The sequence below is a fragment of the Massilia sp. LjRoot122 genome, from assembly GCF_964252725.1.
In the GTDB taxonomy this organism is placed as follows: Bacteria; Pseudomonadota; Gammaproteobacteria; order Burkholderiales; family Burkholderiaceae_D; genus Telluria.
In genome coordinates this window covers 35,185-60,754 of sequence record NZ_CAXUPB020000001.1, presented here as the reverse complement: position 1 = coordinate 60,754, position 25,570 = coordinate 35,185, and the positions used below count along the sequence as shown (strand labels likewise).

30 protein-coding genes and 1 tRNA gene are annotated in these 25,570 nt (G+C 66.5%); 14 read left to right on the top strand and 17 right to left on the bottom strand.

The window, feature by feature from the left end:
• Window positions 1–45: 45 nt before the first annotated feature.
• From ACSQ25_RS00295 to ACSQ25_RS00285, 3 genes are read left to right on the top strand one after another with little or no spacing between them, the layout of a single operon-like run.
• Entirely contained in the window at window positions 46–2,067 is a 2,022-nt protein-coding gene (locus tag ACSQ25_RS00295) for an acetyl/propionyl/methylcrotonyl-CoA carboxylase subunit alpha (protein ID WP_436103733.1), read from the top strand.
• Window positions 2,068–2,097: 30 nt separating this feature from the next.
• Window positions 2,098–3,027, top strand: coding sequence for a 2-hydroxyacid dehydrogenase (locus ACSQ25_RS00290; protein WP_436103732.1), 930 nt, complete (start codon window positions 2,098–2,100; stop codon window positions 3,025–3,027).
• Window positions 3,028–3,031: 4 nt separating this feature from the next.
• On the top strand, window positions 3,032–3,949 hold the full coding sequence (locus tag ACSQ25_RS00285; protein ID WP_436103731.1) for a hydroxymethylglutaryl-CoA lyase: 918 nt from the start codon (window positions 3,032–3,034) through the stop codon (window positions 3,947–3,949).
• A gap of 72 nt (window positions 3,950–4,021) precedes the next feature.
• Here the strand turns inward: ACSQ25_RS00285 and ACSQ25_RS00280 are convergent.
• Window positions 4,022–4,098, bottom strand: a tRNA-Pro gene (locus ACSQ25_RS00280).
• A gap of 112 nt (window positions 4,099–4,210) precedes the next feature.
• Here ACSQ25_RS00280 and ACSQ25_RS00275 point away from each other — a divergent pair.
• Together ACSQ25_RS00275 and ACSQ25_RS00270 are read left to right on the top strand one after the other, a co-directional pair.
• The gene (locus ACSQ25_RS00275; RefSeq protein ID WP_436103730.1) at window positions 4,211–4,810 is read left to right on the top strand and encodes a hypothetical protein; all 600 of its coding nucleotides are present in this window, start codon (window positions 4,211–4,213) and stop codon (window positions 4,808–4,810) included.
• Window positions 4,811–4,888: 78 nt separating this feature from the next.
• The gene (locus ACSQ25_RS00270; RefSeq protein ID WP_436103729.1) at window positions 4,889–5,380 is read left to right on the top strand and encodes a hypothetical protein; all 492 of its coding nucleotides are present in this window, start codon (window positions 4,889–4,891) and stop codon (window positions 5,378–5,380) included.
• On the opposite strand, the gene rsmI is transcribed toward ACSQ25_RS00270, so the two are convergent.
• Entirely contained in the window at window positions 5,367–6,272 is a 906-nt protein-coding gene (gene rsmI / locus ACSQ25_RS00265; protein ID WP_436103728.1) for a 16S rRNA (cytidine(1402)-2'-O)-methyltransferase, read from the bottom strand. The two genes, ACSQ25_RS00270 and rsmI, sit on opposite strands and share 14 nt — an antisense overlap.
• A gap of 11 nt (window positions 6,273–6,283) precedes the next feature.
• Between rsmI and ACSQ25_RS00260 the strand changes: the two genes are divergently transcribed.
• The 5 genes from ACSQ25_RS00260 (at window position 6,284) to ACSQ25_RS00240 (ending at window position 9,766) form a co-directional block, all read left to right on the top strand.
• The gene (locus ACSQ25_RS00260; RefSeq protein ID WP_436103727.1) at window positions 6,284–7,543 is read left to right on the top strand and encodes a penicillin-binding protein activator; all 1,260 of its coding nucleotides are present in this window, start codon (window positions 6,284–6,286) and stop codon (window positions 7,541–7,543) included.
• A gap of 2 nt (window positions 7,544–7,545) precedes the next feature.
• On the top strand, window positions 7,546–7,902 hold the full coding sequence (locus tag ACSQ25_RS00255) for a YraN family protein (RefSeq protein ID WP_436103726.1): 357 nt from the start codon (window positions 7,546–7,548) through the stop codon (window positions 7,900–7,902).
• A gap of 72 nt (window positions 7,903–7,974) precedes the next feature.
• A complete protein-coding gene (locus ACSQ25_RS00250; RefSeq protein WP_436103725.1) occupies window positions 7,975–8,568 on the top strand; it encodes a phosphoheptose isomerase in 594 nt (197 codons plus the stop codon).
• Window positions 8,565–9,197 (top strand): BON domain-containing protein, encoded by a 633-nt coding sequence (locus tag ACSQ25_RS00245; protein WP_436103724.1) that lies wholly within the window; start codon window positions 8,565–8,567, stop codon window positions 9,195–9,197. The genes ACSQ25_RS00250 and ACSQ25_RS00245 overlap by 4 nt, the downstream gene beginning before the upstream one ends.
• Before the next feature lie 50 nt (window positions 9,198–9,247).
• Window positions 9,248–9,766, top strand: a complete 519-nt coding sequence (locus tag ACSQ25_RS00240) for a peroxiredoxin family protein (RefSeq protein ID WP_436103723.1) — start codon at window positions 9,248–9,250, stop codon at window positions 9,764–9,766.
• Here ACSQ25_RS00240 and ACSQ25_RS00235 read toward each other — a convergent pair.
• From ACSQ25_RS00235 to ACSQ25_RS00195, 9 genes are all read right to left on the bottom strand, one after another.
• Entirely contained in the window at window positions 9,763–10,185 is a 423-nt protein-coding gene (locus ACSQ25_RS00235; RefSeq protein WP_436103722.1) for a PaaI family thioesterase, read from the bottom strand. The two genes, ACSQ25_RS00240 and ACSQ25_RS00235, sit on opposite strands and share 4 nt — an antisense overlap.
• 62 nt (window positions 10,186–10,247) lie before the next feature.
• Entirely contained in the window at window positions 10,248–12,227 is a 1,980-nt protein-coding gene (locus ACSQ25_RS00230) for a helicase-related protein (RefSeq protein WP_436103721.1), read from the bottom strand.
• Window positions 12,228–12,387: 160 nt separating this feature from the next.
• Window positions 12,388–13,374 carry a lipoyl synthase gene (gene lipA / locus ACSQ25_RS00225; protein ID WP_436103720.1) on the bottom strand — a complete coding sequence of 329 codons (987 nt, stop codon included), beginning with the start codon at window positions 13,372–13,374 and terminating at the stop codon, window positions 12,388–12,390.
• A gap of 26 nt (window positions 13,375–13,400) precedes the next feature.
• Complete coding sequence (gene lipB / locus ACSQ25_RS00220) at window positions 13,401–14,093, bottom strand: lipoyl(octanoyl) transferase LipB (RefSeq protein WP_436103719.1); 693 nt, start codon at window positions 14,091–14,093, stop codon at window positions 13,401–13,403.
• A gap of 91 nt (window positions 14,094–14,184) precedes the next feature.
• Complete coding sequence (locus ACSQ25_RS00215) at window positions 14,185–14,451, bottom strand: DUF493 family protein (protein ID WP_436103718.1); 267 nt, start codon at window positions 14,449–14,451, stop codon at window positions 14,185–14,187.
• Between the two features lie 311 nt (window positions 14,452–14,762).
• Window positions 14,763–16,778: a DUF6600 domain-containing protein gene (locus ACSQ25_RS00210; RefSeq protein WP_436103717.1), complete on the bottom strand. Its 2,016-nt coding sequence runs from the start codon at window positions 16,776–16,778 to the stop codon at window positions 14,763–14,765.
• Window positions 16,779–16,897: 119 nt separating this feature from the next.
• Window positions 16,898–17,548, bottom strand: a complete 651-nt coding sequence (locus tag ACSQ25_RS00205; protein ID WP_436103716.1) for a LysE family transporter — start codon at window positions 17,546–17,548, stop codon at window positions 16,898–16,900.
• A 97-nt stretch (window positions 17,549–17,645) separates the two neighbouring features.
• Window positions 17,646–17,930 carry an HU family DNA-binding protein gene (locus ACSQ25_RS00200; RefSeq protein ID WP_027864703.1) on the bottom strand — a complete coding sequence of 95 codons (285 nt, stop codon included), beginning with the start codon at window positions 17,928–17,930 and terminating at the stop codon, window positions 17,646–17,648.
• 87 nt (window positions 17,931–18,017) lie between these two features.
• Window positions 18,018–18,239, bottom strand: a complete 222-nt coding sequence (locus ACSQ25_RS00195) for a BrnA antitoxin family protein (RefSeq protein WP_436103715.1) — start codon at window positions 18,237–18,239, stop codon at window positions 18,018–18,020.
• Window positions 18,240–18,435: 196 nt separating this feature from the next.
• Between ACSQ25_RS00195 and ACSQ25_RS00190 the strand changes: the two genes are divergently transcribed.
• A complete protein-coding gene (locus tag ACSQ25_RS00190; RefSeq protein WP_436103714.1) occupies window positions 18,436–19,374 on the top strand; it encodes a DUF808 domain-containing protein in 939 nt (312 codons plus the stop codon).
• A 4-nt stretch (window positions 19,375–19,378) separates the two neighbouring features.
• Here the strand turns inward: ACSQ25_RS00190 and ACSQ25_RS00185 are convergent, their stop codons facing one another.
• Window positions 19,379–19,864: a hypothetical protein gene (locus ACSQ25_RS00185; RefSeq protein WP_436103713.1), complete on the bottom strand. Its 486-nt coding sequence runs from the start codon at window positions 19,862–19,864 to the stop codon at window positions 19,379–19,381.
• 45 nt (window positions 19,865–19,909) lie between these two features.
• Window positions 19,910–20,380, bottom strand: a complete 471-nt coding sequence (locus ACSQ25_RS00180) for a hypothetical protein (RefSeq protein WP_436103712.1) — start codon at window positions 20,378–20,380, stop codon at window positions 19,910–19,912.
• A gap of 42 nt (window positions 20,381–20,422) precedes the next feature.
• On the opposite strand from ACSQ25_RS00180, the gene ACSQ25_RS00175 reads away from it, so the two are divergent.
• Genes ACSQ25_RS00175 through ACSQ25_RS00165 form a run of 3 tightly spaced genes read left to right on the top strand, consistent with a single transcriptional unit; the run spans window position 20,423 to window position 23,235 of the window.
• Window positions 20,423–21,712 carry an SDR family oxidoreductase gene (locus tag ACSQ25_RS00175; RefSeq protein ID WP_436103711.1) on the top strand — a complete coding sequence of 430 codons (1,290 nt, stop codon included), beginning with the start codon at window positions 20,423–20,425 and terminating at the stop codon, window positions 21,710–21,712.
• The gene (locus ACSQ25_RS00170; RefSeq protein WP_436103710.1) at window positions 21,713–22,177 is read left to right on the top strand and encodes a DUF2269 family protein; all 465 of its coding nucleotides are present in this window, start codon (window positions 21,713–21,715) and stop codon (window positions 22,175–22,177) included. It begins immediately after the preceding gene.
• A 32-nt stretch (window positions 22,178–22,209) separates the two neighbouring features.
• The gene (locus tag ACSQ25_RS00165) at window positions 22,210–23,235 is read left to right on the top strand and encodes a zinc-dependent alcohol dehydrogenase family protein (protein ID WP_436103709.1); all 1,026 of its coding nucleotides are present in this window, start codon (window positions 22,210–22,212) and stop codon (window positions 23,233–23,235) included.
• Here ACSQ25_RS00165 and ACSQ25_RS00160 read toward each other — a convergent pair whose 3' ends face one another.
• Genes ACSQ25_RS00160 through ACSQ25_RS00145 form a run of 4 tightly spaced genes read right to left on the bottom strand, consistent with a single transcriptional unit; the run spans window position 23,236 to window position 25,570 of the window.
• On the bottom strand, window positions 23,236–24,009 hold the full coding sequence (locus ACSQ25_RS00160) for a glutaminyl-peptide cyclotransferase (RefSeq protein WP_436103708.1): 774 nt from the start codon (window positions 24,007–24,009) through the stop codon (window positions 23,236–23,238).
• Between the two features lie 23 nt (window positions 24,010–24,032).
• A complete protein-coding gene (locus ACSQ25_RS00155) occupies window positions 24,033–24,716 on the bottom strand; it encodes an SOS response-associated peptidase (RefSeq protein ID WP_436103707.1) in 684 nt (227 codons plus the stop codon).
• Between the two features lie 24 nt (window positions 24,717–24,740).
• Window positions 24,741–25,220, bottom strand: coding sequence for a DUF6644 family protein (locus tag ACSQ25_RS00150; RefSeq protein WP_436103706.1), 480 nt, complete (start codon window positions 25,218–25,220; stop codon window positions 24,741–24,743).
• The gene (locus tag ACSQ25_RS00145) at window positions 25,220–25,570 is read right to left on the bottom strand and encodes a DUF6152 family protein (RefSeq protein ID WP_436103705.1); all 351 of its coding nucleotides are present in this window, start codon (window positions 25,568–25,570) and stop codon (window positions 25,220–25,222) included. Before ACSQ25_RS00145 ends, ACSQ25_RS00150 begins: the two co-directional genes overlap by 1 nt.

Sequence of the window (25,570 nt, the reverse complement as noted above, 5' to 3'; positions counted from 1 at the left end):
CACGGCCGCCAATGAACGAATAACCAAAAAGCGAAAGTCAAACGCATGTTCACCAAAATCCTCATCGCCAACCGTGGCGAAATCGCCTGCCGTGTCGCCGCCACCGCGCGCCGCATGGGTATCCGCACCGTCGCCGTGTATTCGGAAGCCGACGCGGGGTCGAAACACGTGGCGGTCTGCGATGAGGCGGTGCTGATCGGACCGGCCGCCGCCAAGGACAGCTACCTGCGCGGCCAGAAGATCATCGAGGTGGCCAAGGCTACCGGCGCCCAGGCGATCCACCCTGGCTATGGCTTCCTGTCGGAGAACGCGGAGTTTGCCGAAGCCGTGCAGGCCGCCGGCCTGGTCTTCATCGGCCCGCCGGGTTCCTCGATGCGCGCGATGGGTTCCAAGTCGGCCGCCAAGCAGCTGATGGAGGCTGCCCGCGTGCCGCTGGTGCCGGGCTACCACGGCGACAACCAGGACCCTGCCTTCCTGCGCGAACAGGCCGACCGCATCGGCTATCCGGTGCTGCTCAAGGCCAGCGCCGGCGGCGGCGGCAAGGGCATGCGCGTGGTCGAGCGCTCGGAAGACTTCGAAGCCGCGCTGGCCTCCTGCAAGCGCGAAGCGATCAGCTCCTTCGGCGACGACAAGGTGCTGGTCGAGAAATACCTGATCCGCCCGCGCCACATCGAGATCCAGGTGTTCGCCGACAGCCACGGCAACTGCGTCTACCTGCACGAGCGCGACTGCTCGGTGCAGCGCCGCCACCAGAAAGTGCTGGAAGAAGCGCCGGCGCCGGGCATGAGCCAGGACCGCCGCGCCGCCATGGGCGAGGCCGCCGTGAATGCCGCGCGCGCGGTCGGCTACGTGGGCGCCGGCACCGTGGAATTCATCGCCAACCAGGACGGCTCCTTCTACTTCATGGAGATGAACACCCGCCTGCAGGTGGAGCACCCGGTCACCGAGATGATCACCGGCACCGACCTGGTCGAATGGCAGCTGCGCGTCGCCTTCGGCGAGCCGCTGCCGAAGAAGCAGAGCGAACTGGGGATCCACGGCCACGCGATCGAGGCGCGCGTGTACGCCGAGAACCCGGAAAAGGGCTTCCTGCCCTCGATCGGCACCCTGCGCCACATGGATACCCCGAACGCCGTCGCGTTCGAGCTGGGCGCCTCGGGGACCAACCCGGCCGCCGTGCGCGTGGATTCCGGCGTGCGCGAAGGGGATGCGATTTCGCCCTTCTACGACCCGATGATCGCCAAGCTGATCGTCTGGGGCGCCGACCGCACGCAAGCCCTGGCGCGCCTGTCGCAGGCCCTGGCCGAGTTCCAGATCGTCGGCCTGGCCACCAACATTGCTTTCCTCAAGCGCCTGGTCGAAGGCGAGGCCTTCTCGACCGCCGACCTGGACACCGGCCTGATCGACCGTCACGGTGAAGCCCTGTTCCCCCTGCCTTCCGCGGCCCCGCTGGGCGCCCTGGCCCTGGCCGCGCTGGCGCTGAGCAGCGGCGAAACCGTCCGCGGTGCGGCCAACCCGGCCGACCCCTGGGCCCAGGCACGCGGCTGGCGCATGAACAGCGCCTACCGCCGCAGCCTGTCGTTTGCCGACGAGTTCAGCGGCGCGGAAGGCTACAAAGTCGGCCTGACTTATGGCGCCCACGGCTGGGAAATCGACGCCAACGGCGAGCGCCAGTCCCTGGAGCTGGTCCGTCACGAAGGCGCCGAACTGAGCATCCGCCTGGGCGAGGCCTCGCTGCACGGCAGCGTGCGCCGCGACGGCGACCTGTTCCACGTATTCACCGGTGGCCGTCATTACACCCTGGCGTACAATGATCCGATGGCGCACGCCGGCGAGCAGGAATCGGCGGGCGGACGCCTGACCGCGCCGATGCCGGGTAAAGTGGTGGCGGTGCTGGCCTCGTCCGGCAAGGAAGTGAAAAAGGGCGAGCCGCTGGTGATCATGGAAGCGATGAAGATGGAGCACACGATTTCCGCGCCGAGCGACGGCCTGGTGGAAGAAGTGCTGTACCAGGTTGGCGACCAGGTGGCGGATGGCGCGCCGCTGCTGGCTTTTAAAGCGGCGTAACACCAATATAAAAATTATAGAGGGGGAGACATGCGCATACTCCTGTACCGCGGAGACGGCGTGATCGAGCCATGGGCGCGCGAATTCGCCGCCGTCATGCCGCAGGTGGAAACCGTCGCATGGAAAGAGGGCGAAGCGCTGCCGCCCTGCGACTACGCGGTCGTCTGGAGCCCGACGCCGGCCCTGCTGGACCAGCTCGCGCACGTGCGCGCGATCTTCCTGATGGGCGCCGGGGTCGATGCCCTGCTCAAGCTGGGCGAGGCCCTGCCGCCGGTGCCGATTGTGCGCCTGGGCGACGCCGGCATGGGCGTGCAGATGGCGGAGTACGTTGCGCACGCGGTGCTGCGCTACTACCGTCACTTCGACGACTACGAACAGCAGGCCCGCCATGGCGTCTGGGACCCGCTGCCGCTCACGCCCAAGGAAGAGTTCTCGGTCGGGATCATGGGTCTCGGCAGGCTCGGCCTGCCGGTGGTCGAGGCGATGCGCCTGTTCGGCTTCCCGGTGCGCGGCTGGAGCCGCACGCCCAAGGACATCCCCGGCGTCGAGTGCTTCCACGGCACCGAGGGGCTGGATCCCTTCCTGCGCGGCACCCGCGTGCTGGTCTGCATGCTGCCGCTCACGCCAGAAACCGCGAACCTGCTCGACCGCCACAACCTGGGCAAGCTGCAGCCGGGCGCCTACCTGATCAACGTCTCGCGCGGCGCCATCCTGGCCGAGCCCGACCTGATGACCCTGATCCGTTCCGGCCACATCGCCGGCGCCACGCTCGACGTGTTCCGCCACGAACCGCTGCCGGCGCCGCACCCGTTCTGGAACGAGCCGCGCATCAGCATCACCCCGCATATTTCGGCGCTCACCGTGCGCCACGACGCCGTGCTCCAGATCGCCGACAAGATCGCGAAGCTGGAGAGCGGCCAACCCGTCGGCGACATCGTCGACCGCGATCTAGGATATTGAAAGAATGAACCAAGCCAGCTTGCCGAACAAGGTCAAGATCGTCGAAGTGGGGCCGCGCGACGGCCTGCAGAACGAGAAGGAAGCCCTGTCCGCCGCCGTCAAGATCGAACTGGTGAACCGCCTCGCACGTGCGGGCTTCGCCAACGTCGAGGCGGCGTCCTTCGTCTCGCCCAAGTGGGTGCCGCAGATGGCCACCAGCGCCGAAGTCATGGCCGGCATCGAACGCCTGCCGGGCACGATCTACTCGGCGCTGACGCCGAACATGCAGGGCTTCGAAGCGGCATTGGCGGCCAGGGCCGACGAAGTCGTGATCTTCGGGTCGGCCTCGGAAGCCTTCTCGCAGAAGAACATCAACTGCTCGATCGCCGAATCGATCGCGCGCTTCGAGCCGGTGGCGAAAGCCGCCAAAGCCAATAACTTGCGCCTGCGCGGCTCGATCAGCACGGCCTTCGGCTGCCCCTACCAGGGCGAGGTGCCGCTGGATGCGGTGGCCGACGTGGTGCGCCGCATGCGCGACCTCGGCTGCGACGAAATCGACATCGCCGACACCATCGGCGTCTCGACCGCGCGCAAGACCCAGGCCGTGATGCTGCGTGCGGCCCAGGAATTCCCGCTGGAACGCCTGTCCGGCCATTTCCACGACACCTACGGCCAAGCGCTGGCCAACATCTACGCGGCACTGGAAGTGGGCGTGGCCATCTTCCACTCGTCGGTATCGGGACTGGGCGGCTGCCCGTATGCGAAGGGTGCGACCGGCAACGTCGCCACCGAGGATGTGCTCTACCTGATGAACGGGCTGGGCATCGAGACCGGCATCGACCTCGACCAGGTGGTGGATGCGGGACAGTTCATCTCGCAGCAGCTGGGCCGCAAGGGCGCCAGCCGCGCGGGAAATGCGATCGCCGCCAAGCGCGCCGGCTGAAACCGGCTCCGGAAACGAAAAAAAAAAAAAAAAAAAGCCGACAGTTTTCACTGTCGGCTCTTCTCTTGAAACTGGTCGGAGTACAAGGATTCGAACCTTGGACCCCCTGGTCCCAAACCAGGTGCGCTACCGGGCTGCGCTACACTCCGAAGACAACGATCATAGCGCGTCGGAAAGCTTCGGTCAAGGCTTAAGGGCGAAATAAGCGGATCGCCGTATTCTCTGTCGCATTATTTGGATAGTGATCGAGCGGACAATATTGTGAATCCGGCAGCCCCCACCAGCATGCATGACGACATTACCAGGGGCAACAAGCGCTTCCTGGCGGGTGTCGGCGTGTCGCTTGCCGTGCACCTGCTGCTGATGTTCGCTTATCGCCACGCGGGGCCGTTCGCGCCGCTGGTCGAGCCTGAAGCGCCCTCTTCGATCACGGTCACGATCCGGCCACCACCTCCACTACCGGCACCACCCACGGTACAGGCAGCACCACGCGCGCTTTCCAAGGCTGCGGCGTCACGGCGTGCGCGCCGGCCCGCGCCGGTGCAGGAGAGCGTTGGGGAGCCGTTCACGGTGCAGCAGCCGGCTGAACCGGTTCCCGACAGCGACAGCAAGGACGATGCACCGAAGTTCGACATGAACGCCGCCAAGCAAACGGCGCGGGAATTGGCGAGTCAGACCAAGCTCGGCCGCGAGGGAACGGCGGTGGCGCAGTTTCCCGATCCGCCATTGGAAACCGAATCGAAGTTTGCCAAAGCGATCAGCAAGGCCAAGCGCCGCAACTGCAAGGATGGCATTCCGGGAGGATTGCTGGCTCCGCTCCTCCTCATGATGGACAAGAAGGACAGCGGCTGCAAATGGTAGGGTGTGCCTCAGTGGCGACGCGACAGTGAGGGCCTGTCTAGAATCGAGGCAGGTCTTTTACTGATAGGAATAGTCAACATGAAACGCAGCCTGCTCTTTTCCGCCCTGATCGGCGCCGTCGCCAGTGCGCGTTCCATGACGCCGATGGCCACGATTGCCACGGCACGCCTTGCCCATCGCGATACGCCGGGGGATCTGTTCCTGCTGGATCGCCCCTTGTTCAAGTACGGTGCGCTCGCCATGGGCGTCGGAGAACTGCTCGGTGACAAGATGAAGACCGCGCCCGACCGCACCGTCTTCCTGGGACTGCTGGCGCGCGTGATGAGCGCCGGGATCGCCGGTGCGGCCTTGGCGCCGCATGGCCGCGAGAAGACCGGCGCAGCGCTCGCCATCGCTACCGCCGTCCCACTGGCCTACCTGACGCTGGCCGCCCGCAAGCAGGCCATGGCGAGCATCGGCCAGACCCGCAGCGGCCTGATCGAAGATGCGCTGATCGTGTCCGCGGGCGCCGCGCTGGTGTCCCTGGCGACGGGGCCGCAACACGGTTCAGGAGCGATTACTCGCCCTTGATCTGCAGCGCGCGTTCGTACAGCGCGTTCTTCTTGCGCCCTGTTATTTGCGCAGCCAGGTTGGCGGCCTGCTTCACCGAGCATTCGCTCAGGAGTATCTGCAAGATGCGCTCCGCTTCGGCATCCTGCGCATCGGTCTCCAGCACCGCCCCTTCCACCAGCACGACGAATTCGCCGCGCTCGCGGTGCTGGTCGGCCTTGACCCAGGCCAGTGCCTCGCCCAGCGGGCAACGGTGCACTTCCTCGAACATCTTGCTCAGCTCGCGCGCGAACACCACCTGGCGGGTCGGTTCGAAAGTGCTCATCAAGCCTTCGACGCACTCGACGATCCGGTGCGGCGCTTCGTACAGGACGATCGTCGAGGTCTCGCGCACCAGCTCGGCCAAGGCGGCTTCGCGCTGTTTCGGTTTTGCCGGCAGGAAGCCGACGAAGTGAAAACGGTCGTTCACCAGCCCGCTTGCCGACAAGGCGGCGATGGCCGCCGACGGTCCCGGCAGCGGCACCACGTTCAGCCCCGCCGCGCGTACCGCGTCGACGATGCGCGCGCCCGGGTCCGACACCGCCGGCGTGCCCGCATCCGACACCAGGGCCACGCGCTGGCCGGCGTGCAGGCGTTCGACGATCTTGTCCGCCACCTCGCGCTCGTTGTGCATGTGGGCGGCGATGGTCTGCTTGCTCAATCCAAAGCGCTGCAACAGCGCACCGGTCTTGCGCGTGTCCTCGCAGGCCACGACATCCGCCAGCGCCAGCAGGTGCAGTGCACGCAGCGTGATGTCGGTGACGTTGCCAATCGGTGTAGCCACGACATACAGCGTTGCGGTAGGATAGGACTGCTGGGCCGCTTCGCCCATGACGGGAAGCCGGGCGATGTCGATGGTCTGCTGTTCTGTCATAAGGGGTTCCGATGCTGAAGAAAAAAAATATCAAGGCGCTGCTGGCCACGGCAGCGCTCGGCCTGCTCGCTGCCTGCGGAAGCACACCTTTGCCGCCCGACACTGGTTGCGGCGTACCGGGCGGATTTTGCGCGCCCGCCGCGCCGATAGCAAGCCCGCCGCCTGCCGAGCCCACTTATACACCGCCCGCGCCGGCCGCCCCCGTACAAACCAGTCCGGTCGAGGTGCTGCCGTCCACCAATGGCCGCCCGCTCGCCGCCGACCTCAACCGTCCGGGTGTGCGCATCGCCCTCTTGCTGCCGCTGCAGTCCGGCGCGCTGGCGCAGCCGGCCGAAGCGGTGCGTGCCGGCTTCATGGCAGGTTACGAGCGCGACCGCAATGGCGTGAGCGTCAACGTGATTCCTACCGGCGATTCATCGCAAGCCACGCTCGACGCCTACGCACGTGCGGCCGAGCAGCACGACATCGTGGTCGGCCCCCTGGCCCGCCCCGCCGTGGCCGCACTGGCCGCCAGCGGCGCCGTCACCAAACCGACCATCGCCCTGAACCACCCGCAAACCAATGGCCCGCTGCCGCGCCAGATGCTGGTGGTCGGCCTGTCGCTCGAGGACGAGGCGCGCCAGGTCGCCGACTGGGCCGCGGCGGAACAGCCGGCCGCCCGCGCCCTGGTGCTGACCGGCCCGGCCGCCTGGCAGCAGCGCCTGTCGGGCGCCTTCACGGCGCGCTGGTCGCAGCTGGGCCTGAACAATGCGGTCGTCGAACTGCCCAGCAGCGACGGCTACGTCGACGGCAATGCGCTGGCCGAGCTGCGCGCACGCCTGCAGGTCGACCCGCCGCAAGTGGTGTTCGCCGCCCTCGACGCGGTCCAGCTGCGCCAGGTGCGCAGCGCCATCGGCACCTCGCTGCCGACCTATGGCACGGCCTCCGTCAACCCGGGCCGCGATCCGGCCACCGCGGGGCCGGAACTGGCCGGCGTGCGCATCCTCGACCTGCCCTGGACCGTGCAGCCCGAACATCCGCTGGTGGCGAGCTACCCGCGCTGGGGCGGCACCAGCGACGGCTTCGACATGCAGCGCCTGTACGCCCTCGGCATCGACGCCTTCCGCATCGCCCGCGAACTGGCCCTGCGCCCCAACACTTCCTTCGAGCTGGACGGCGTAACCGGCCGCCTGTCGGTGAACATGGGCGCCGGTGCCTCCGGATTCCGCCGTGTTGAAACCGGCACCGTCTACCGCGACGGCAGGTTCGAAGCGGTGGCCTTCGGGCGCTGAGCATGTGGCCGCTGCGCCTGTCACTGCGGCAGGCCCAGGGCCGCGACTGGGAGCGGGCCGCCCTGCTCCACCTGCGTCGCCACGGCTTGACGCCGGTCGAGGAGAATTTCCGCTGTAAAGGCGGGGAAATCGACTTGGTCATGCGCGATGGCGACACCCTGGTGTTCGTCGAGGTGCGCCAGCGCGCCAATGGCGAATACGGCGGCGCCGCCGCCAGCATCACTCCCGCCAAGATCCGCCGCCTGGTACGTGCGGCCCAGGTCTACCTGTTGCGTTTTGCCGTCACACCGCCCTGCCGCTTCGATGTGGTCGCCATCGATGGCGAACAGTTGACATGGTTGCAAGACGTGATCAACTAAGGCCATTGAAATGTAAGCAATTTTTACCGTGGTTGCCCGGTCTGGGTTGCCACTGCACTATAATCTCCGGCTATGAATACTCAACGCATCCTCGCTCACTTCCAGGAGAGCGCCGATCTCAAGATGAAGTCGGCGCCTGCCCTGGCCCAACCCATTTCGCAGGCCGTCGAACTCATGTTCGGCGCCCTGTCCAACGGCAACAAGATCCTGGCTTGCGGTAACGGCGGTTCCGCCGCCGACTGCCAGCATTTCGCTGCCGAGCTCGTCGGACGCTTCGAACGCGAGCGTTTCCCGCTCCCGGCCATCGCGCTGACCACCGACACCTCGATCATCACGGCCGTCGGCAATGACTATAGTTTCAAGGACATCTTCTCGAAGCAGGTGCAAGCCTTCGGCCAGGCCGGCGACATCCTGCTGGCGATCTCGACCTCGGGCAACTCGGCCAACGTGCTGGCTGCGGTGGAAGCCGCGCTGGAACGCGAGATGCGCATCGTCGCCTTCACCGGCAAGGACGGCGGCGCCCTCGGCAAGCTGCTGACCGATGCCGATGTCCATATCAACGTGCCTCACGCACGTACCGCGCGCATCCAGGAAGTCCACCTGTGCGCAATTCACTGCATCTGCGACGGCATCGACGTCGCATTGTTCGGAGGAGATGAAGAATGACCAATAAGCGCCCGCTGGCCGGCCTGCTGTCGAAAATCGTACTGGGAACCGCACTGGCTGCCTCGCTGTCGGGCTGCGTGGCCCTGGCGGTAGGCGGCGCCGCGGCGACCGCCCTGGCGTCCAACGACCGCCGCACCATCGGCATGCAGACGGAAGACAAGTCGATCAACGTCAAGGCCGAGATCAAGATGCAGCAGCTCACCGGCGAGAACGGCCACGTCAACGTCACCAGCTACAACCGCAAGGTGCTGCTGACCGGCGAAGTCCGCGACGAAGCCATGAAGCAGGCGGCCGAGCGTGAAGTGCGCGCGATCGACAACGTGGTCTCGGTCATCAACGAGCTGGAAATCGCCGGCCCGTCGAGCTACACCTCGCGTTCGAACGATGCGTTGATCACCACCAAGGTCAAGGCCAGCCTGGTCGACAAGAAGACCGTCTCGGCCACCGCCTTCAAGGTGACCACCGAGCGCGGCGTCGTCTACCTGATGGGCCTCGTCACTCCGCGTGAAGGCAATATCGCGGCCGATGTCGCCAAGGGCGTCGCCGGCGTGAACCGCGTCGTCAAGATCTTCGAGTACATTGCCGAAGAAGATCCGCGCGCCAACATGGCCGCCCCGGCCCAGGGTTGATGCCTCGACGGCAGGACTGCGGTCCTGCCGTTTCTTTATCCGCTAACGCCATGACCACCTCCCCTTCTTCCCGCTCCTGGTTCAAGCCCGCCGCCATCGGCGCGGTGGTGCTGGCGCTGGCCGGCATCGGCTACGCCTCGTTCAACAGCGCCACGCCCGCGCCGAACGTCACCTTCATCAGCATCGCCGGCGACAAGATCAGTACCGAGTCCCTGCGCGGCAAGGTGGTGATGGTGAACTTCTGGGCGACCTCCTGCGTCACTTGCGTCAAGGAGATGCCGCAGATGGTCGAGACCTACAACAAGTACAAGGCACAGGGCCTGGAGTTCGTGGCGGTGGCGATGCAGTACGACCCGCCCAACTACGTGCTGAACTTCAGCGAGACGCGCCGGCTGCCCTTCACCGTCGCGATCGATTCAGCCGGCGACATCGCGAAGCAGTTCGGCGACGTCAGCCTGACGCCGACCACCTTCGTGATCGACAAGAACGGCAAGATCATCAAGCAGTATGTGGGCGAGCCGGATTTCGCGGCCCTGCACAAGCTGCTCGAGAAAGAGCTGGCTTCTTAAGCTTTCGGATACAAGATCATCTGGGTGCAGCGGAACAGGGCAATGGTCTTGCCGCTGTCCTTGTCGGTCACGGTCGCATCCCATACCTGCGTCGTGCGTCCCAAGTGGACGGCGGTCGCCACGACGGCGATCGTGCCCTGGCGCGCGGTGCCGAGGTGGTTCGATTTCAGTTCGATGGTCGTGAAGCTGTGCGCGCCTTCCGGCAGGTGGGCGACGCAGGCATAGCCGGCCGCGGTGTCGGCCAGCGTGACCACGCTGCCGGCGTGCAGGTAGCCGTTCGGCGCCAGCAGGTGAGGCAGGACGGGGAGCTCGGCGCAGACGCGGCATTCGGCGACTTCGGTGATCTGGATACCGAGGTGGCCGGGCAGGAAGGACTTGCCGAATTCGTTGAAGGATTCTGGGGTGTGTTTCTGATTCACGGTGCTGTCGCTTCTTGGGTAAAAGCGGGATCGTACACCGTGCGCCTGAATCCTGCCGAAGGCTAACGCCTGCGTTTCCCTCCACCCGAAGAACCACCCCGCTGCCTTGCCGCCGTATTCTGCTGCTGCAGGATCGCATCCACCCGTTCCGACGCCTCCCTCGCCAGCTGCTGCGCCAGCTCGATACTCGGAAAATGCTCCGGCTCGCGGTAGCCCAGCCAGGCATAGGCCGAATACATGCGGCAGGTATCCTCGACCTCCTGCAGGTTCATGTAGAACAGCTCCTGCGCAGGCGGCGTCAGCTTGCAGATCTTCTTCTTGGCCAGCGACAGCGCCCAGTGCTCCCACGCGCTCTGCAGCACCGGGACCCTGCTCGAAATCGGCACCAGGGACAGCATGAACTTCTCTGCCACCGACAGGGGCAGGGTATCGAGCCACTCGGCGCGTTCGTTCTGTTCCTCGGTGATGCGCGGGTAGAAGAAGCCGTCCGGCACGTCGATGTTGTGCACGAAGCGCTTCAGGAGCTTGACCAGCGAGGTTTCACCGGTCACGGACGAGATGCGGTGCAGCTGCTCAAGCGAGGGCGCCACCGCGAAGCCGGTGGCCGGCACCGGCGGAATCTTTTCCTTCATCAGCGCGCGCATCACGGTGTGGGTCTCGTCGTCATAGCCGGCGACAAAGCCTTCTTCATGCACGCCGTAGCGCCCTGCCCGGCCGGCGATCTGCTTGGCCAGGGCCGCCGAGATTTCTTCTTCCTCGTAGCCGTTGTACTTGACCGTGGTGGTCATCACGATGCGCGCAATCGGCATGTTCAGGCCCATCGCCAGCGCGTCGGTGCCGACCACGATGTCGGCCTGCCCCTCGCGGAAGCGCTCGGCCTGCGCGCGCCGCACTTCCGGCGACAGGTTGCCGTACACGGTGGCGACCGATAAACCCTTCTCGGTGATCATGTCGCGCCACATCAGCACGTCGCGCCGCGAGAAGGCGATGACGGCGTCGCCGCGGCGCAGGTTGCCGAGCTTGCGCACCGGCGAGGGCTCCATCGCCAGCGGCGCCATGCGTTTCAATACGTGGACTTCGAGCGGCACCTCGAGTCGTTCGGCCAGCGCCTCGATGGCACGGCGCGCTTCCGGTGCGCCGACCAGGAACACGGTGGCTGCAGGTGCGCCGCACACGGCCGCGGTCCAGGCGGCGCCGCGGTCGCGGTCAGCCAGCATCTGGATCTCGTCGATCACTGCCACCTCGACCGGCGTCTTGGTGTCGAGCATTTCGACGGTGCTGGCGACGTGGGTCGCGCCTTCGGCGATGCGGCGCTCCTCGCCGGTGATCAGGCTGACCTTGATCTCTTTGCCGTGCGGGCGCGCATTCTGCAGGCGCTCGTAGTTTTCCAGCGCCAGCAGGCGCAGCGGCGCGAGGTAGACCCCGCTCTCGGCCTTGGCCAACGCTTCCATCGCGCGGTGGGTCTTGCCCGAATTGGTGGGCCCGAGCAGGGCGATGAACTTGCGCCCCATGCGGCTGGCCACCTCGAAGGATTCCGGGTACTCGGCCAGGTTGATGCTTTCCTTGGTGCGCGCGGCGTGGCGCTCTTCCTGCTCGCGCTCGATCGCGTGGGTCAGGCGCTGCGAGATGCGCTGGAACACGTATTCGGCCGGCTCCGAGGTCTCCAGCTCGTCGAGCACGTGCAGGAACAGCAGCGGGTCCCAGCCGAAGTCGTCGGCCTCTTCGGCGATGTCGCGCACGAAGGCTTCGACCTGGGTCTGCAGCTCCTCGATGGCGTCCGGGGTAGCCCGTTGTTCCAGCAGGTCGCGCCGCGCCAGTATGTCCATCTTGCGCCATTTGCTCGGCTTGGCCAGCACGCCGCGCGAGGGCACCAGGCGATAGGGCACGCGCAGGCCCTCGTAGCGCACCTCGCCCGAGAAGCGCAGGAAGACGCGGCCTTCCATCTTGACCAGTTCGATGCCGCGTTCGGCGAAGTCGAGTTCGCGTTCGAGGAAGGCGTCGTCGTGTTCGGTGTCGTCGGATGGGGGATGGGAATGAGTCATGGTTGCTTGCGTGATGTCTGGTTGATATCAACTATATCGCAGGGAGCGGCCATGCACGGCTCCGCTGCGCGGCGCCCATCGGCGATGATGCCTCAGGACAAAAACAAACCGGCCGGCGCCGCTTGTCGCGGGGCCGGCCGGCAGAGGGAATCGAGACAGCTTACGCTGCGACGCCCGCCTCGTGCGCCTGCTGGTCGGCGTGATACGACGACCGCACCATCGCGCCCACGGCGGCGTGCACGAAGCCCATCTCGTAGGCCTTTTCTTCGAACATCTTGAAGGTGTCCGGGTGCACGTAGCGGCGCACCGGCAGGTGCGAGTTCGACGGCGCCAGGTACTGGCCGATGGTCAGCATGTCGATGTCGTGCGCGCGCATGTCGCGCATGACTTCCAGGATCTCTTCGTCGGTCTCGCCCAGGCCCACCATCAGGCCCGACTTGGTGACCGCGCTCGGGTACATCTTCTTGAAGTCGCGCAGCAGCACCAGCGAGTGCTGGTAGTCTGCGCCCGGGCGCGCTTCCTTGTACAGGCGCGGCACGGTTTCCAGGTTGTGGTTCATGACGTCCGGCAGGCCGTCGGCGAAGATGTTCAGGGCCTTTTCGAGGCGGCCGCGGAAGTCCGGCACCAGCACTTCGATCTTGGTGTTCGGCGACAGGGCGCGGGTCTTGGTGATGCACTCGACGAAGTGGGCGGCGCCGCCGTCACGCAGGTCGTCGCGGTCGACCGAGGTGATCACGACGTAGGACAGGCGCAGGTCGGCGATGGTCTTGGCCAGGTTGCCCGGCTCGTTCACGTCGAGCGGGTCCGGACGGCCGTGGCCGACGTCGCAGAACGGGCAGCGGCGGGTGCACTTGTCGCCCATGATCATGAAGGTCGCGGTGCCCTTGCCGAAGCATTCGCCGATGTTCGGGCAGCTCGCCTCTTCGCACACGGTCACCAGGTTGTTGGCGCGCAGGATGTCCTTGATCTCGTAGAAGCGCGAGGAAGCGGTCGCGGCCTTCACGCGGATCCAGTCTGGCTTCTTCAGGCGCTCGGTGTCGGCGATCGGGACGATCTTGATCGGGATGCGCGAGGTCTTGCTGGCGCCCTTCTGCTTTTCGGTGGCGTCGTAGGCTTGGGCAGTACCGGTGTTGGTGTCGGTGGTCATTGGCTCGTGCCCTGGCGGGCTTCCATTCAGAGAGTTTGTTCGGTTTCTGGCGCAAGCGCTTCGCCTGCTGCCAGTTGGCGCACGAGTTCCTGCGCCAGCGCCTGCTGGACATCCGCCAGCGGGGCTTCCACACCCATGGTGCGCATGTCGACCGTGGCCAGGCCCGAATATCCACACGGGTTGATCCACGTGAACGGGGCCAAGTCCATCGCCACGTTCAGCGACACGCCATGGTAGGTGCAGCCGTTGCCGCGCACCTTGAGGCCGAGGGCGGCGATCTTCGCGCCCTTGCGTGGGCCTTCCGCGATATAGATGCCGGGCGCCCCGGCAACGCGTTCGCCCGCGAGATTATACGCCGCCAGCACCTCGATGACCGCCTGTTCGATTTTTTCCACAAACTGACGGGCGTAGAGCTTGCCGCCCGGTTTGTTGCGGCGCAGGTCCATCAGCAGGTAGATCACGACCTGGCCGGGACCGTGGTAGGTCACCTCGCCGCCGCGGTCGGTCTGGACCACGGGCACGCCGTGGGGCGCCAGCACGTGGGCGCGGTCGGCGCCCAGGCCCAGCGTGAATACGGGGGGATGTTCGACGATCCACAGCTCGTCCTGCGTCTCGGGCGTACGCGCGTCGGTAAAGGCGCGCATCGCGGCGAAGGTCGGTTCGTAGTCGGCGCGGCCGAGCGCGCGAATCAGCGGCAGGGCGGGACGGGTCGAGGACATGAAGGATATAGGGCGGAAGTATGGACAGCCCTGCCATTATAAGCCAGCGCGATGCGTTGCGCCTGCCGGCTGTCCCTTTTCCGCCAAGCCCTTACAGGACCATTTTCACCATTTCGTGGGACGACAGGGCGCGGTAGACGTCGTCCAGCATCTCGCGGCTGGTGGCGCGCACGGTCACGGTCAGGCCGGTGTAGTTACCCTTGGCCGAAGGACGGCTCTGCATCTTGCCAGCATGGAAAGTCGGATCCAGCTTCATGATGACCTCGACGATCGTCGGCGCGAAGTCGACGTGCGTAGCGCCCATCACCTTGATCGGGAAGTCGCTCGGGTATTCGATGAGGGATTCTTTGGGGTCCATGGTATTTGTCCTGTGCAAAGCGGCATTGTAGCCAATCCCATATGGAGCTGCACTGCCGGAAAAAAAGAGGCCGGCGCTGTGGCCGGCCTGAACTATTTCTTTGAATGGGAGAAATAGCGGGACATTCGGGTCGCTCGGAGCAGCGCTGCTGCCTGCGAGCGAGTGATGCCACTGTATCGGGATGCCGTCCAGGTCGCGAGCGAAATGTGACGAACGGTAGTTTGGGGCGACAGACGACGCAAACGGCGGAGTAATCGGTGTCGCACGCTCCATGTAAAAAGAGCCGGATGGATCATCCGGCTCTTCTCATGTCAGCGTTCGCGCTCGTTGGGACGGTTGCTGTCCAGGGTTTCGGACCGGCGCTCGAGGCGGGCGCGCGGCGCTTCCGGCGCGGGCGCCGGCGCCATCGCACGCGGCGGCGGCGGTGGCGGCGCAATCGCCTGGGGCGGCGGCATGCTCGGGGCGGCCGGCTGCGGCGCCGCCATCACCTGCTGCGGACGTTCGCGGCGGCCTTCGAAACGCTCGCCACGGTCGCCGCGGTCGGCGCGCTCCCAGCGGTCGGCACGCTCGGGACGCTCGTTGTCGCGTCCGGCGCGTGCCCAGGGCTGCGGACGGGCCGGTTCCTGCACCACCACGGGCGCCGGTGCCGGCGGCGGCGGCGCCGTGATCACCCCCGGCTGGATGGCCGCCACCGGCGGACGCGGCGCCGGGTTGGTCGTCAGCACCGGCGGACGCTGGCCGGCGTTGAAGCGTTCGCGGCCCCGGTTGTCGTTGTCGATCCGGTTCGGGATGCCATCGCCGTCACGATCGCGGTCGAAGCGGTTACGGATACCGTCGTTGTCACGGTCGGCGCGGTCGCGCAGGCCGTCGTTGTTGCGGTCACTGTCGGCGCGGTTGCGGATGCCGTCGCCGTCGCGGTCACGGTCGACCCGGTTCGGCACGCCGTCGCCATCGCGGTCGCGGTCGACGCGGTCCGGGATGCCGTCGCGGTCGCTGTCGCGGCGTGCATTCGCCCGGTCGCGCCATCCTTGCGGCGCCGGCGGTGCGGCGCCCGGGATGGTCGGCAGGGCCTGGGTCGGGTTCGCCCGCGGCACGTTCGACACCACGACCGGGCCGCGCTGGCCGAAGTTCGCATGCGGCACCACGGTCAGGCCGCGCTGGCGGTAGTCGGGCACGCCGTCGTTGTTGCGGTCGCGGTCGCGGTCGCGGCGGCCATCGCCGTCGCGGTCACGCGCGCTCCAGCTGTTCAGGCGGCGCAGGCGCTCGTCCGACAGGCGGTAGTGGGGCACGTAGTGGTCGCGCGGGCCGAGCGGGTACCAGCCGGTGGCCGGACGCGAACCGTGCGAGTGGAAGTTCACGCTCCAGTTGCCGCCGCCGACCCAGCCGACCAGCGCAGGCGCCCAGATCGGACGGCGGCCGTGGTGTTGCCTGTGGCCCGGCGCCCAGGCCCAGCGGTTGCGCACCTGCACCCAGCGGCCGTAGTGGAAGGGCGCATAGCCCCAGGACGCGTTGTCGACCCAGGTCCAGCCCCAGGGGGCGATCCAGGTCCAGCGGCCGTCGCGGTAGGGCACCCAGCTCGAGGCCACCGACGGGATCCACAGCGGGCCGTACTCGATGTCTTCCTGCCAGGTGCCGTGGCGGTCCAGTTCCTCGTAGCCGGTCATTTCAGTGGTGACGTATTGCGCCGAGCGCGATCCGTCGAGCGTCCGGTCGCGCGCCAGGGCCCAGTCGTCGAAGGCGTCGCGCTGCGCCTGCAGGGTGCGCACGTCGTCGTCGCGCAGCTCGGCGCTGCGGCCGGCGCGGACGGTCAGGCTGGCGCCGCCGCCGTCGACGCGGGCTTCGCCGTCGAACACGCTCACTACGCTGGTGTCGCGTACGCGCTCGGCGTCCACGCGCAGGCGGCCCGGGCGGGTCATGCGCACGCGGCCTTGCGGCGTCGTCAATTCGAATTCGGGCAGCACCTCCTCGCTCAGGATGCGGATGCTGGCGCTGCCGTAGTGCAGGCGCAGGCGCAGGCTGTCGTCATCCAGTTCGGTCACCTCGAGCGAGCTGTCGTCGTCGATACGGACCGCGGTCGAACCGATGCGCAGCTCGGTGCGTCCGTTCGGCTGGGTGGTGATCAGGTTGCGCGTGGTGATCGGCCAGTTGACCAGGGCATCGGTCGTGGTGTCGCCCACCTCGCCGCTGATGCTGACCTTGCCCTGGGCGAGCGAGACGCGGCCCACGCGGCCCGGCGGCTCCGTGTCCAGGGTGTTCTGCGCCATGGCGACAGTGGATAGGGCCGCGAGCGCGAGCATCACGGCGGTCTTGGCGAATTGCTTGGGCATGGCGGGCTCCGGAGGGAACGTGGACGATGGGCTGCTAGCAGATTAAACGCGCGAGCGGCGCTCGGGACTACGCAACTTACAGAAAGTTTCAAAGCCGAGTGACAGATACAGGAGCCGCCTCAGGCGCGGCGGCCGGGTTCGACCAGGAATAACAAGGAGCCCATGAGGACCAGCACCGCGCCGAAGATGCGGTTCTGGAGCTTCACCGCGCGCGCATCGCGGAAGAAGCGCTGCATCGACGAGGCCAGTGCGGCATAGCCGTGCATGACGATCGAGTCGATGGTCACCATGGTCACGCCCAGGATCGCCAGCTGCGGCAGCAGCGGCGCTTCCTTGGTGATGAACTGCGGCAGCACCGCGACCATGAAGATGATGCCCTTGGGGTTGGTGGCGTTGGTGAGGAAGCCGGTCATCACGCGCTTGCCGAAGCTCGGGTGCGCGGGCAGGCCGGCGGGGTTCAGGGCGCCGGCGTCGGCCGCCGGCTTGACCGGTGCGCGCCACTGCGCGATGCCGAGATAGATCAGGTACAGCGCGCCGACGATCTTCACCACGGTGAAGGCCAGCGAGGACGCCAGCAGCAGCGAACCGACGCCGGCGCCGGCGATGACCAGCACCAGGATCAGGCCGAACTGCAGGCCCAGCACGGTGGCGCTGGCTTTCTTGAGCCCGTAGGCGAGGCCGTGCGACATTGACAGCACCGCGCCGGAGCCGGGCGAAATGGCGATCAGCGAACCGGCGATGACGAAGGCGATCCAGGTGGCGAAGCTCATGCTGCTGCGGGAAGTGGGGAAATAGGGGAGGAGGATACAACGCGGCCAGCGCGCGCGTCCGGATATACCGGAGCGCGGCGCGGGGCCTGGGTAGTGCTTACTTCTTCTTCGGGTTGACGGCTGCTTTCAGCGTCGCGCCGGCAGCGAAGCGCGGGGTCTTCGATGCTGCGATCTTGATGACATCGCCGGTTGCCGGGTTACGGCCCTTGCGCGCAGCGCGCTTGGTGACCGAGAAGGTGCCGAAGCCGGTGATACCGACCGTGTCGCCCTTTTTCAGGCGCTCGGTGATGATCTCGATGATCGTATTGACGGCGGTATTGGCAGCCGCGCCGGACATCTCGGTGCGCTTCGCGAATTCCGCGATCAGTTCGCCTTTTTTCATGGTTCCTCCGGGGTTAAAAGAGCGGGAAGATTAGCATAATTATTGCTCTATGTAATCTCGCCTCCGGAGGCGAACGCAAGGAAAGCCTTATGCCAGGCTGTTTTCGACGCCCGGGACCGCCAAACGGTGGCGCAGCGCGGCGTTGATCAGGGTCTGGTAACCGGTGCCGCAGCGCTCCGACAGGTTGCGGAATTCGTTCAGGACTTCGTCGTCGAGGTAGATCGTGATGCGGGTCTTGCGTTTCGGCGGGCGGGCACGGCGTGCAGCTGGGGCAGCGTGGACGGCTTGCAGGGTCGATTCGGTATTCATGGCATCTCCTTCGGTGGCGAGGCTGCAGTACCGCAGCCAACAGCCTTGCACTATACGTATGTGCATTTTGGAATGCCCGCCAAAAGCGACGAGATGCAGATTTACGGGACTGGAATGCAAAAAGCCGCGCTGAACCGTGTGACTGCAAATCCGCCGTCGGGTAAGATGATGCGAACTTGACATGATGGGAGCAACGATGGCTGGCAGTCTGCTGTTATTACTGGACGATATCGCAAGCGTCCTCGACGACGTGGCGGTGATGAGCAAGGTGGCGGCGAAGAAGACCGCCGGCGTGCTGGGCGACGACCTGGCGCTCAACGCCCAGCAGGTAACCGGCGTCAATGCCGAGCGTGAAATCCCCGTGGTCTGGTCAGTGGCGAAGGGCTCCTTCAAGAACAAGGCAATCCTGGTGCCGGCCGCGCTGGCCATTTCCGCTTTCGTTCCCTGGCTGATCACGCCGCTGCTGGTGATCGGCGGCGCCTTCCTGTGCTTCGAAGGGGCCGAGAAGCTCGCGCACAAATTCTTGCACGGCAAGGAAGACGCCGAGCACAAGGCCAAGCTGGCCGAAGCGGTCGCCAATCCCGCGATCGACATGCAGGCGCTCGAGCAGGAGAAGGTCAAGGGTGCCATCCGCACCGACTTCATCCTTTCGGCAGAGATCATCGTGATCGCCCTCGGCACCGTCGAGAATGCGCCCTTCAGCCAGCAGGTCATGGTGCTGGTGACCATCGCGCTGGCAATGACGGTCGGCGTGTACGGCCTGGTGGCCGCCATCGTCAAGATGGACGACGCCGGCGTCTACCTGAGCCGGAAGGCCGGCGGCCTGGCGCGCAACACCGGCAAGCTGCTGCTGGCCACGGCGCCGCGCCTGATGAAAGTCCTGTCGGTGGTCGGCACCGCGGCCATGTTCATGGTCGGCGGCGGCATCATCGGCCATGCCTGGGCCCCGCTGCACCACTTCTCGGAAGAAGCGGCCCACATGACGGCGGGCGTGCCGGGCGTCGGCGGCGTGCTGGCGGCCATCACCCCGACGGTGGTGGATGCGCTCGCCGGCGTCATCGTCGGCGCCATCGTGCTGGCGGTCGTGACGGTCGTGCAGCGCATGCGCGGCAAGAAGGCCGCCGCCGCGCACTGATCCTTCACACCACGGCTGCCTTGCGCCCCAGGCGCAGGGCAGCCAGCCCGTCCCGCAGCGCCCATCCCAGCGCCCCCAGCGCCATCGCCGTCAACACCCAGCTCGCCCATCCATGGTTCACCGGCGCCAGTCCGGCCGGCAGCGCATGCCATCCCGGCAGCGCCTGCCCGGTGAGCGTGTACATGATTCCCAGGTTCATGAACAGGAACAGGTGCAGGAAGCGTTCGCTGGCCGGCAGCTGGCGGACATCGCCTTCCACCACCACGTCGCGCGCCGACACCAGCAGTTCGCCGGCGAACAACGCCACGATCCACCACACGAACGCGCCATGCCACTCGAACCAGGCGAGCGAAGCGAACAGCGCCGCGAACAGGAATTCGCGCGCGCTGTGCAGCCGCTCTTCGGCAACACACTCGCGCCGCGACGGCAGCCTGGCCAGCCATTCGTGGTTGATGAACACGTCGAGGGCCCCGATGACCCCGTGTGCCATTAACGCGTAGACATAGGGCGGCACGTTTTTTGCGCCTGCTCTAGACTACTTGCGACGGATTAGCGCGGCGCCCGCGGCCAGGCCCAGCGCGAAGCCGGCGTAGACGATCGCCAGCGAGGGCTTGGACAGGTGCTTCTCGTAACCCGGCTGGAAACGCTTGGGCGTGAGCTTGTAGTCGGCGAAGCAGGCGAAGGCCGAGGTGGCCGCAGCCGCGGTCAGCATGCCGACCGGCGTCTTGCGGTCGAGATACTTGCCGGCGAAGCGCTCAAACAGGATCGACCAGAAGGTGGCGCTGGCATGGTGGATGATGTAGCCCGGCACCGTGTAGCGCATCGACGGGCTGCTGTGGCGCGCCGCCTTGTCGCCGTAGATCCAGTGGCTGACCGCATTGGTGGGAGCGAAGGCGCTGCCGGTTTCCTTCTTGCCGAGTACCGCCAGCGCGACCGTCGACAGGATGCTGGAGGTGGCGCCGGACACGAGCCCGCGCTGTAGTGCCGAGGAGTTCCAGGTTTGCATAAGGTCCTCTTGATTGAACTGGATACGTGAAAGGAAGCATGGATGCGGATCTTGCTGACGGGCGCCAGCGGTTTCATCGGACAGCACCTGCTGCAGGCATTGCTGGCCGAAGGCCACCACGTCGTCTGCGCGGTGCGCCGGGTCAAGACCAGTACTGAACCGCGCCTCACGACCATCCATGCAGACTTCGCCAACGATACCGATAAATCGGTCTGGCTGGCGCGCATCAAGGGCATCGACGCGGTGATCAACACGGTCGGCATCTTCCGCGAATCCGGCAGCCAGACCTTCGAGCGCCTGCATGTCGAAGCGCCGCGCGCCCTGTTCGCGGCCTGCGCCGAATCGCACGAGGTGCAGATGGTGATCCAGCTGTCGGCGCTGGGCGCGGACAGCGAGGCCGATACCCCCTACCACCTGTCCAAGAAGGCCGCCGACGACTACCTGGCCGCGCTCCCGGTGCGCGCCTACATCGTGCAGCCCTCGCTCGTGTATGGCGGCGAGGGCGCCAGCGCCAAAGTTTTTCGCACCCTGGCCAGCATGCCGCTCACCCTGCGTTTCGGCAGCGCCCCGCAACTGGTGCAGCCGATCCACATCGACGACCTGGCGGCGGCCATTGCCGGGCTGCTCAGGCAGCGCCTGCCCCTGAGCCCGGGTTCCGGCACCGCGCTGCGGGTGCCCCTGGTGGGGCCGCAGGCCATGCCCTTCACCGACTACCTGCAGGCGCTGCGCACGGCCATGGGCATGGGACGTCAAGCGGTGCTGCCGCTGCCGGGCGCGCTGGCGCGGCTGGTGGCGAAGGCCGGCAGCCTGCTGCCGGGCGGGCTGCTGGACGAGGACGCGCTGCGCATGCTGAACCGCGGCAACGCGGGCGACGTGTCGATGACGACCCAGCTGCTCGGCCACCCGCCGCGTCCGGTGCGGGACTTCATCCGCGATCCCGGCGCCGAACGCAGCCAGGCCAAGCTGGGCTGGCTGCTGCCCGTCCTGCGCCTGAGCATCGCGGCGGTGTGGATCATCACCGCCATCGTCTCCTACGGCCTGTACCCGGTGCAAGCCAGCTATGAGCTGCTGGCGCGCACCGGCATCCCCGCGGCACTGCAGCCGCTGATGCTGTACGGCGCCGCCAGCTTCGACCTGGCGCTGGGCCTGGGCATCCTGTTCCTGGCGCGGCGGCGCTGGCTGTGGCTGGCGCAGCTCGGCCTGATCGGCTTCTATACCGTCGTCATCGCCATCAGGCTGCCGGAATTCCTGCTGCACCCCTACGGCCCGCTCACCAAGAACCTGCCCATGCTGGCAGCCATCTGGCTGCTCTACGAACTGGAGGAACAATAGATGGACTACGTCGTCATCAAGTGGCTGCACATCCTGTCCTCGACCTTCCTGTTCGGGACCGGCATCGGCTCGGCGTGGTACATGCTGTTCGCGAACCTCAGCCGCGACGTGCGGGCCATCGCCGTGGTGGCGAAATACGTGGTGGTCGCCGACTGGCTGTTCACGGCCAGCACCGCCATCCTGCAGCCGCTCACCGGCTTCTACATGATCCACCTGGCGGGCTATCCGCTGCACAGCAAGTGGATCATGTGGTCGATTCTGCTGTACGTGCTGGCCGGCGCCTGCTGGCTGCCGGTGGTGTGGCTGCAGATCCGCATGCGCGACATCGCCCAGGAGGCGGCGCGCAACAATACCGGATTGACGCCGCAGTACTGGCGTTACTTCCGCATCTGGATCGCGCTCGGCGTGCCGGCCTTCATCGCCTTCGTCGTGATCTTCTGGCTGATGGTGGCCAAGCCGATGTGACCAATCTACAACCGATCAAAGGAGAACCACCCATGCGGGCTTACCAGATCCTTCCCGGCGCCAACATCGACGGGCTGCAATGCATCGATTACCCGGACCGCAACCTGGGCCACGGCGAAGTGCGCATCCGCGTGCATGCCGTGTCGCTGAACTACCGCGACCTGATGGTCGCCAGCGGCAACTACCTGGTCACCGTCGACGATCCCATCATCCCCTGCTCGGACGGCGCCGGCGAAGTGCTGGAACTCGGTCCGGGTGTCACCCGGGTGCAGGTCGGCGACCGGGTGGCCGGCTCCTTCTTCCCCTACTGGCAGGACGGGCCGACCGCGCCGGACAAGATCCGCCACGCGCTGGGCGGCGACATCGATGGCATGCTGGCCGAGGAAGTGGTGCTGCACGAGGATGCGCTGGCGAAGATCCCGGCCTCGCTGAGCTTCGTCGAGGCCTCCACCATGCCCTGCGCGGGCGTCACCGCCTGGAATGCGATCTTCGTGTCGAGCAACGGGATCAAGCCGGGCGACACCGCGCTGCTGCTGGGGACCGGCGGGGTCTCGGTACTGGGCATGCAGCTGGCGAAAGCGGCCGGCCTGCGCACCATCATCACCTCCTCGAGCGACGAGAAACTGGCGCGTGCCCGCGAACTCGGCGCCCACCACACCATCAACTACGGCACGATCCCGGAATGGCACGAGGAAGTGCTGGCCGTGACGCAGGGCAGGGGCGCGAACGTGGTGCTGGAAGTCGGCGGCAAGGGCACCGTGAACCGCTCGGTGTCGGCGGCGGCGATGGGCGGCACGGTGGCGATCATCGGCGGCGTCAGCGGCTTCGGCGGCGAAGTCAACCCGGCCTCGCTGCTGGCCACGGCCAAGCGCATGGTCGGTATTTTCGTGGGCAGCCGCAGCATGCTGGACGACGTGATGCGCTTTGCCGACACCACAAGCCTGAAGCCGGTGATCGACCGCGTGTTCCCCTTCGGGCAGGCCCAGGACGCCTACCGCTACATGGAATCGGGTTCGCACTTCGGCAAGGTGGTCATCGACGTGACCGCCCGAGGATAACTAGCGCTTCTGCGGCACCAGCTCGATCTCGTACAGCCTGGGCCACAGCTTGCCGGTGACGAACAGGCGCTTGCCCTTGCTGTCCCAGGCGATGCCGTTCAGGACGGCGTCGGGATCGAGGGTGCCGCGCTGCGCCGGCGGCAGCAGCCCGTCGAGGTTGATCACGCCCTTCACCGCGCCGCTGGCGGGATCGATGCGCAGGATCAGCTCGGTGCCCCAGACGTTCGAGAACAGCTCACCATCGACCATCTCGAGCTCGTTCAGCTGGGGAATCGCTTTTCCTCCATGGCTCACCTGGATGCGGCGCAGCTCCTTCATGGTCTTCGGTTCCAGGATGCGGATGAAGGAACTGCCGTCGCTCATGTAGACCTGCTTCGCATCGCTGGCCAGGCCCCAGCCTTCGCCGACGTACTTGAAGGTCTGCTTCAGCTTGAAGGTCTTCTTGTCGAACACATAGCCGACCTGCGAGGTCCAGGTCAGGGCGAGAATGTCGTTCCCGACCGGGGTCGAGCCTTCGCCGAACACGTCGGCCGGCATGTCGGCCTTCTGCAGCACCTTGCCGCTCGTGAGCTCCACCTTGCGCAGCGAGGAAGTCCCGTTGCGGCCGGTGGTTTCGTACAGGTGGCCGTCACGGAAGAACAGGCCCTGGGTGAAGGCCTTAGGATCGTGCGGGTAGCTGTTCTTGACGACGAAGCCGTAAATGGGGACGGCTGCCTGGGCTGCGCTGGCAAGCGTCGTGGCGAGGACGAAGGTGGCAAGTGGTTTCAGCATCATGCTGAGAACTGTAGCACGATCGCCTAAAACAGCGACAGGTTCGGCGACGGCTCCGCGCTCTTCTTCACGGTCTGCGGCGCCGCCCAGGTCTTCATGCCCGCTGCCGGATAGTGGCGCAGGAAGCTGCGCGCCGTCTCGACGTCGCGGCAGGCCAGCCAGTCTTCGAGTTCGTCGGGCGCGATCACGACCAGCGAGCGCTTTTCGTCGTCTGGCTTGTGCATGCGCGACATCAGGGGGTGCTCGTCGGCGTTAATGGTGATCTGGGTGAACGAGGACTCGACCCGGCCATCGGCTTCGGTCCACTCGCGCCACAGGCCGGCGACGAAGAACAGGCTGTCGTCCTGCATGCCGATCGCATGCCGCACCGCGCGGCCGCTTTCGTAGCAGGGTTCGTAGAACCAGACCATCGGCACCGCGCACAGCTGCAGCCGGCGCCAGCTTGGGGAAAACGAGCGCCGCTCGCCCAGCGATTCGGCGCGCGCGTTCATGGTGTCGAAGGGTTTGACGCCGGGCGGGATGTGACGGCGCGGCACCATGCCGTAGCTGGCCAGGCAGGCCGAGGGGCTGCCGTCGCTGCCGCGGCGGATGATCGGCGCGCTGTAATCCTTCCAGACTTCGTCGGGCCAGCGCCAGTCGGCCGGCAGCTCGCTGAAGGCGCCCAGGGTGCCGAACTGTTCACGGGTGGGGGAATGGTAGTTGACGCACATGATCCGCCCAGCATAGTGCAACTGCTAGAAATAGGCCAGCAGGCGCCCGCACGCGATCACGGCGATCCACAGGCCGAGCGAGAGCAGGGCGTGCAGGAGGGCGCGACCCGGCGCCCGTTGGGGCCAGGCCTCGGCACGGCGGTAAGGACCGGCATGGAAGGCGAGCGCATTCAGGCCGGCCACGGCGATCAGGGCGAGCTTGAGCAGGAATACGCGGTTGGCCAGCAGCGCCAGCGGATCGGCCACGAACAGCAGCAGCCCGGTGGGCAGCACCAGCAGCATGCTGCCGGCCGACCAGGGCAGCAGGTGGCGCGCCAGCGCCTTCACCGGCAGCTGGCGGCCGAAACCGAGCACGCGCAGGTCGAACATCGCCACCGCGCCCACCAGCACGGCGAAACCGATGATGTGGAGGGTCTCGACGATCGGGTACAGCCATGCGTGCTCGCGCATGGCCTGGGCCAGCGGCAAGGACGCGGCGATGTTCGCCGCGTCGCTTACCGGCATCAGCGCAGCTCCGTGGTCTTGTCCTTGATGGTGATGCGTTCGGCGCGCAGTTCGGTCGCGTTGCTGCGGTGTGGATAACCCTGGACCGTGGCCTGGCCGCCCACTGCCAGGTTTTCCTTCGGCAGGCCGCGGTTCTCCATGCGTCCCGGCGGCGCCAGCACCACCAGCCAGGTCTTGTCGGCGGTCTTGAGGCGGACGAAGCCGTGGGGCTGCATATAGCCCGACTCCTCGATGGTGCCGCTCAGCGTCAAGGGCTTGTCGGCGTTGTATTCGCTCCAGCCGTGATGGGCGGAAGCGGTGGTGGCCACCAGTGCGGCCAGCAAGGGTGCAAGTAAACGCGAGCGTTTCAT

Excerpts from the sequence above, each read along its gene's own strand:
- ACSQ25_RS00255 (WP_436103726.1), top strand. The coding sequence starts at position 7,546 with ATGTGGCCGCTGCGCCTGTCACTGCGGCAGGCCCAGGGCCGCGACTGG.
- ACSQ25_RS00165 (WP_436103709.1), top strand. The coding sequence starts at position 22,210 with ATGCGGGCTTACCAGATCCTTCCCGGCGCCAACATCGACGGGCTGCAA.
- ACSQ25_RS00145 (WP_436103705.1), bottom strand. The coding sequence starts at position 25,570 with ATGAAACGCTCGCGTTTACTTGCACCCTTGCTGGCCGCACTGGTGGCC.
- lipA (WP_436103720.1), bottom strand. The coding sequence starts at position 13,374 with ATGACCACCGACACCAACACCGGTACTGCCCAAGCCTACGACGCCACC.
- ACSQ25_RS00180 (WP_436103712.1), bottom strand. The coding sequence starts at position 20,380 with ATGCAAACCTGGAACTCCTCGGCACTACAGCGCGGGCTCGTGTCCGGC.
- ACSQ25_RS00185 (WP_436103713.1), bottom strand. The coding sequence starts at position 19,864 with ATGGCACACGGGGTCATCGGGGCCCTCGACGTGTTCATCAACCACGAA.
- ACSQ25_RS00195 (WP_436103715.1), bottom strand. The coding sequence starts at position 18,239 with ATGAATACCGAATCGACCCTGCAAGCCGTCCACGCTGCCCCAGCTGCA.
- ACSQ25_RS00150 (WP_436103706.1), bottom strand. The coding sequence starts at position 25,220 with ATGCCGGTAAGCGACGCGGCGAACATCGCCGCGTCCTTGCCGCTGGCC.
- lipB (WP_436103719.1), bottom strand. The coding sequence starts at position 14,093 with ATGTCCTCGACCCGTCCCGCCCTGCCGCTGATTCGCGCGCTCGGCCGC.
- ACSQ25_RS00295 (WP_436103733.1), top strand. The coding sequence starts at position 46 with ATGTTCACCAAAATCCTCATCGCCAACCGTGGCGAAATCGCCTGCCGT.
- ACSQ25_RS00290 (WP_436103732.1), top strand. The coding sequence starts at position 2,098 with ATGCGCATACTCCTGTACCGCGGAGACGGCGTGATCGAGCCATGGGCG.
- ACSQ25_RS00155 (WP_436103707.1), bottom strand. The coding sequence starts at position 24,716 with ATGTGCGTCAACTACCATTCCCCCACCCGTGAACAGTTCGGCACCCTG.
- ACSQ25_RS00210 (WP_436103717.1), bottom strand. The coding sequence starts at position 16,778 with ATGCCCAAGCAATTCGCCAAGACCGCCGTGATGCTCGCGCTCGCGGCC.
- ACSQ25_RS00175 (WP_436103711.1), top strand. The coding sequence starts at position 20,423 with ATGCGGATCTTGCTGACGGGCGCCAGCGGTTTCATCGGACAGCACCTG.
- ACSQ25_RS00240 (WP_436103723.1), top strand. The coding sequence starts at position 9,248 with ATGACCACCTCCCCTTCTTCCCGCTCCTGGTTCAAGCCCGCCGCCATC.
- ACSQ25_RS00250 (WP_436103725.1), top strand. The coding sequence starts at position 7,975 with ATGAATACTCAACGCATCCTCGCTCACTTCCAGGAGAGCGCCGATCTC.
- ACSQ25_RS00245 (WP_436103724.1), top strand. The coding sequence starts at position 8,565 with ATGACCAATAAGCGCCCGCTGGCCGGCCTGCTGTCGAAAATCGTACTG.
- rsmI (WP_436103728.1), bottom strand. The coding sequence starts at position 6,272 with ATGACAGAACAGCAGACCATCGACATCGCCCGGCTTCCCGTCATGGGC.
- ACSQ25_RS00230 (WP_436103721.1), bottom strand. The coding sequence starts at position 12,227 with ATGACTCATTCCCATCCCCCATCCGACGACACCGAACACGACGACGCC.
- ACSQ25_RS00170 (WP_436103710.1), top strand. The coding sequence starts at position 21,713 with ATGGACTACGTCGTCATCAAGTGGCTGCACATCCTGTCCTCGACCTTC.
- ACSQ25_RS00270 (WP_436103729.1), top strand. The coding sequence starts at position 4,889 with ATGAAACGCAGCCTGCTCTTTTCCGCCCTGATCGGCGCCGTCGCCAGT.
- ACSQ25_RS00260 (WP_436103727.1), top strand. The coding sequence starts at position 6,284 with ATGCTGAAGAAAAAAAATATCAAGGCGCTGCTGGCCACGGCAGCGCTC.
- ACSQ25_RS00205 (WP_436103716.1), bottom strand. The coding sequence starts at position 17,548 with ATGAGCTTCGCCACCTGGATCGCCTTCGTCATCGCCGGTTCGCTGATC.
- ACSQ25_RS00285 (WP_436103731.1), top strand. The coding sequence starts at position 3,032 with ATGAACCAAGCCAGCTTGCCGAACAAGGTCAAGATCGTCGAAGTGGGG.
- ACSQ25_RS00160 (WP_436103708.1), bottom strand. The coding sequence starts at position 24,009 with ATGATGCTGAAACCACTTGCCACCTTCGTCCTCGCCACGACGCTTGCC.
- ACSQ25_RS00200 (WP_027864703.1), bottom strand. The coding sequence starts at position 17,930 with ATGAAAAAAGGCGAACTGATCGCGGAATTCGCGAAGCGCACCGAGATG.
- ACSQ25_RS00190 (WP_436103714.1), top strand. The coding sequence starts at position 18,436 with ATGGCTGGCAGTCTGCTGTTATTACTGGACGATATCGCAAGCGTCCTC.
- ACSQ25_RS00215 (WP_436103718.1), bottom strand. The coding sequence starts at position 14,451 with ATGGACCCCAAAGAATCCCTCATCGAATACCCGAGCGACTTCCCGATC.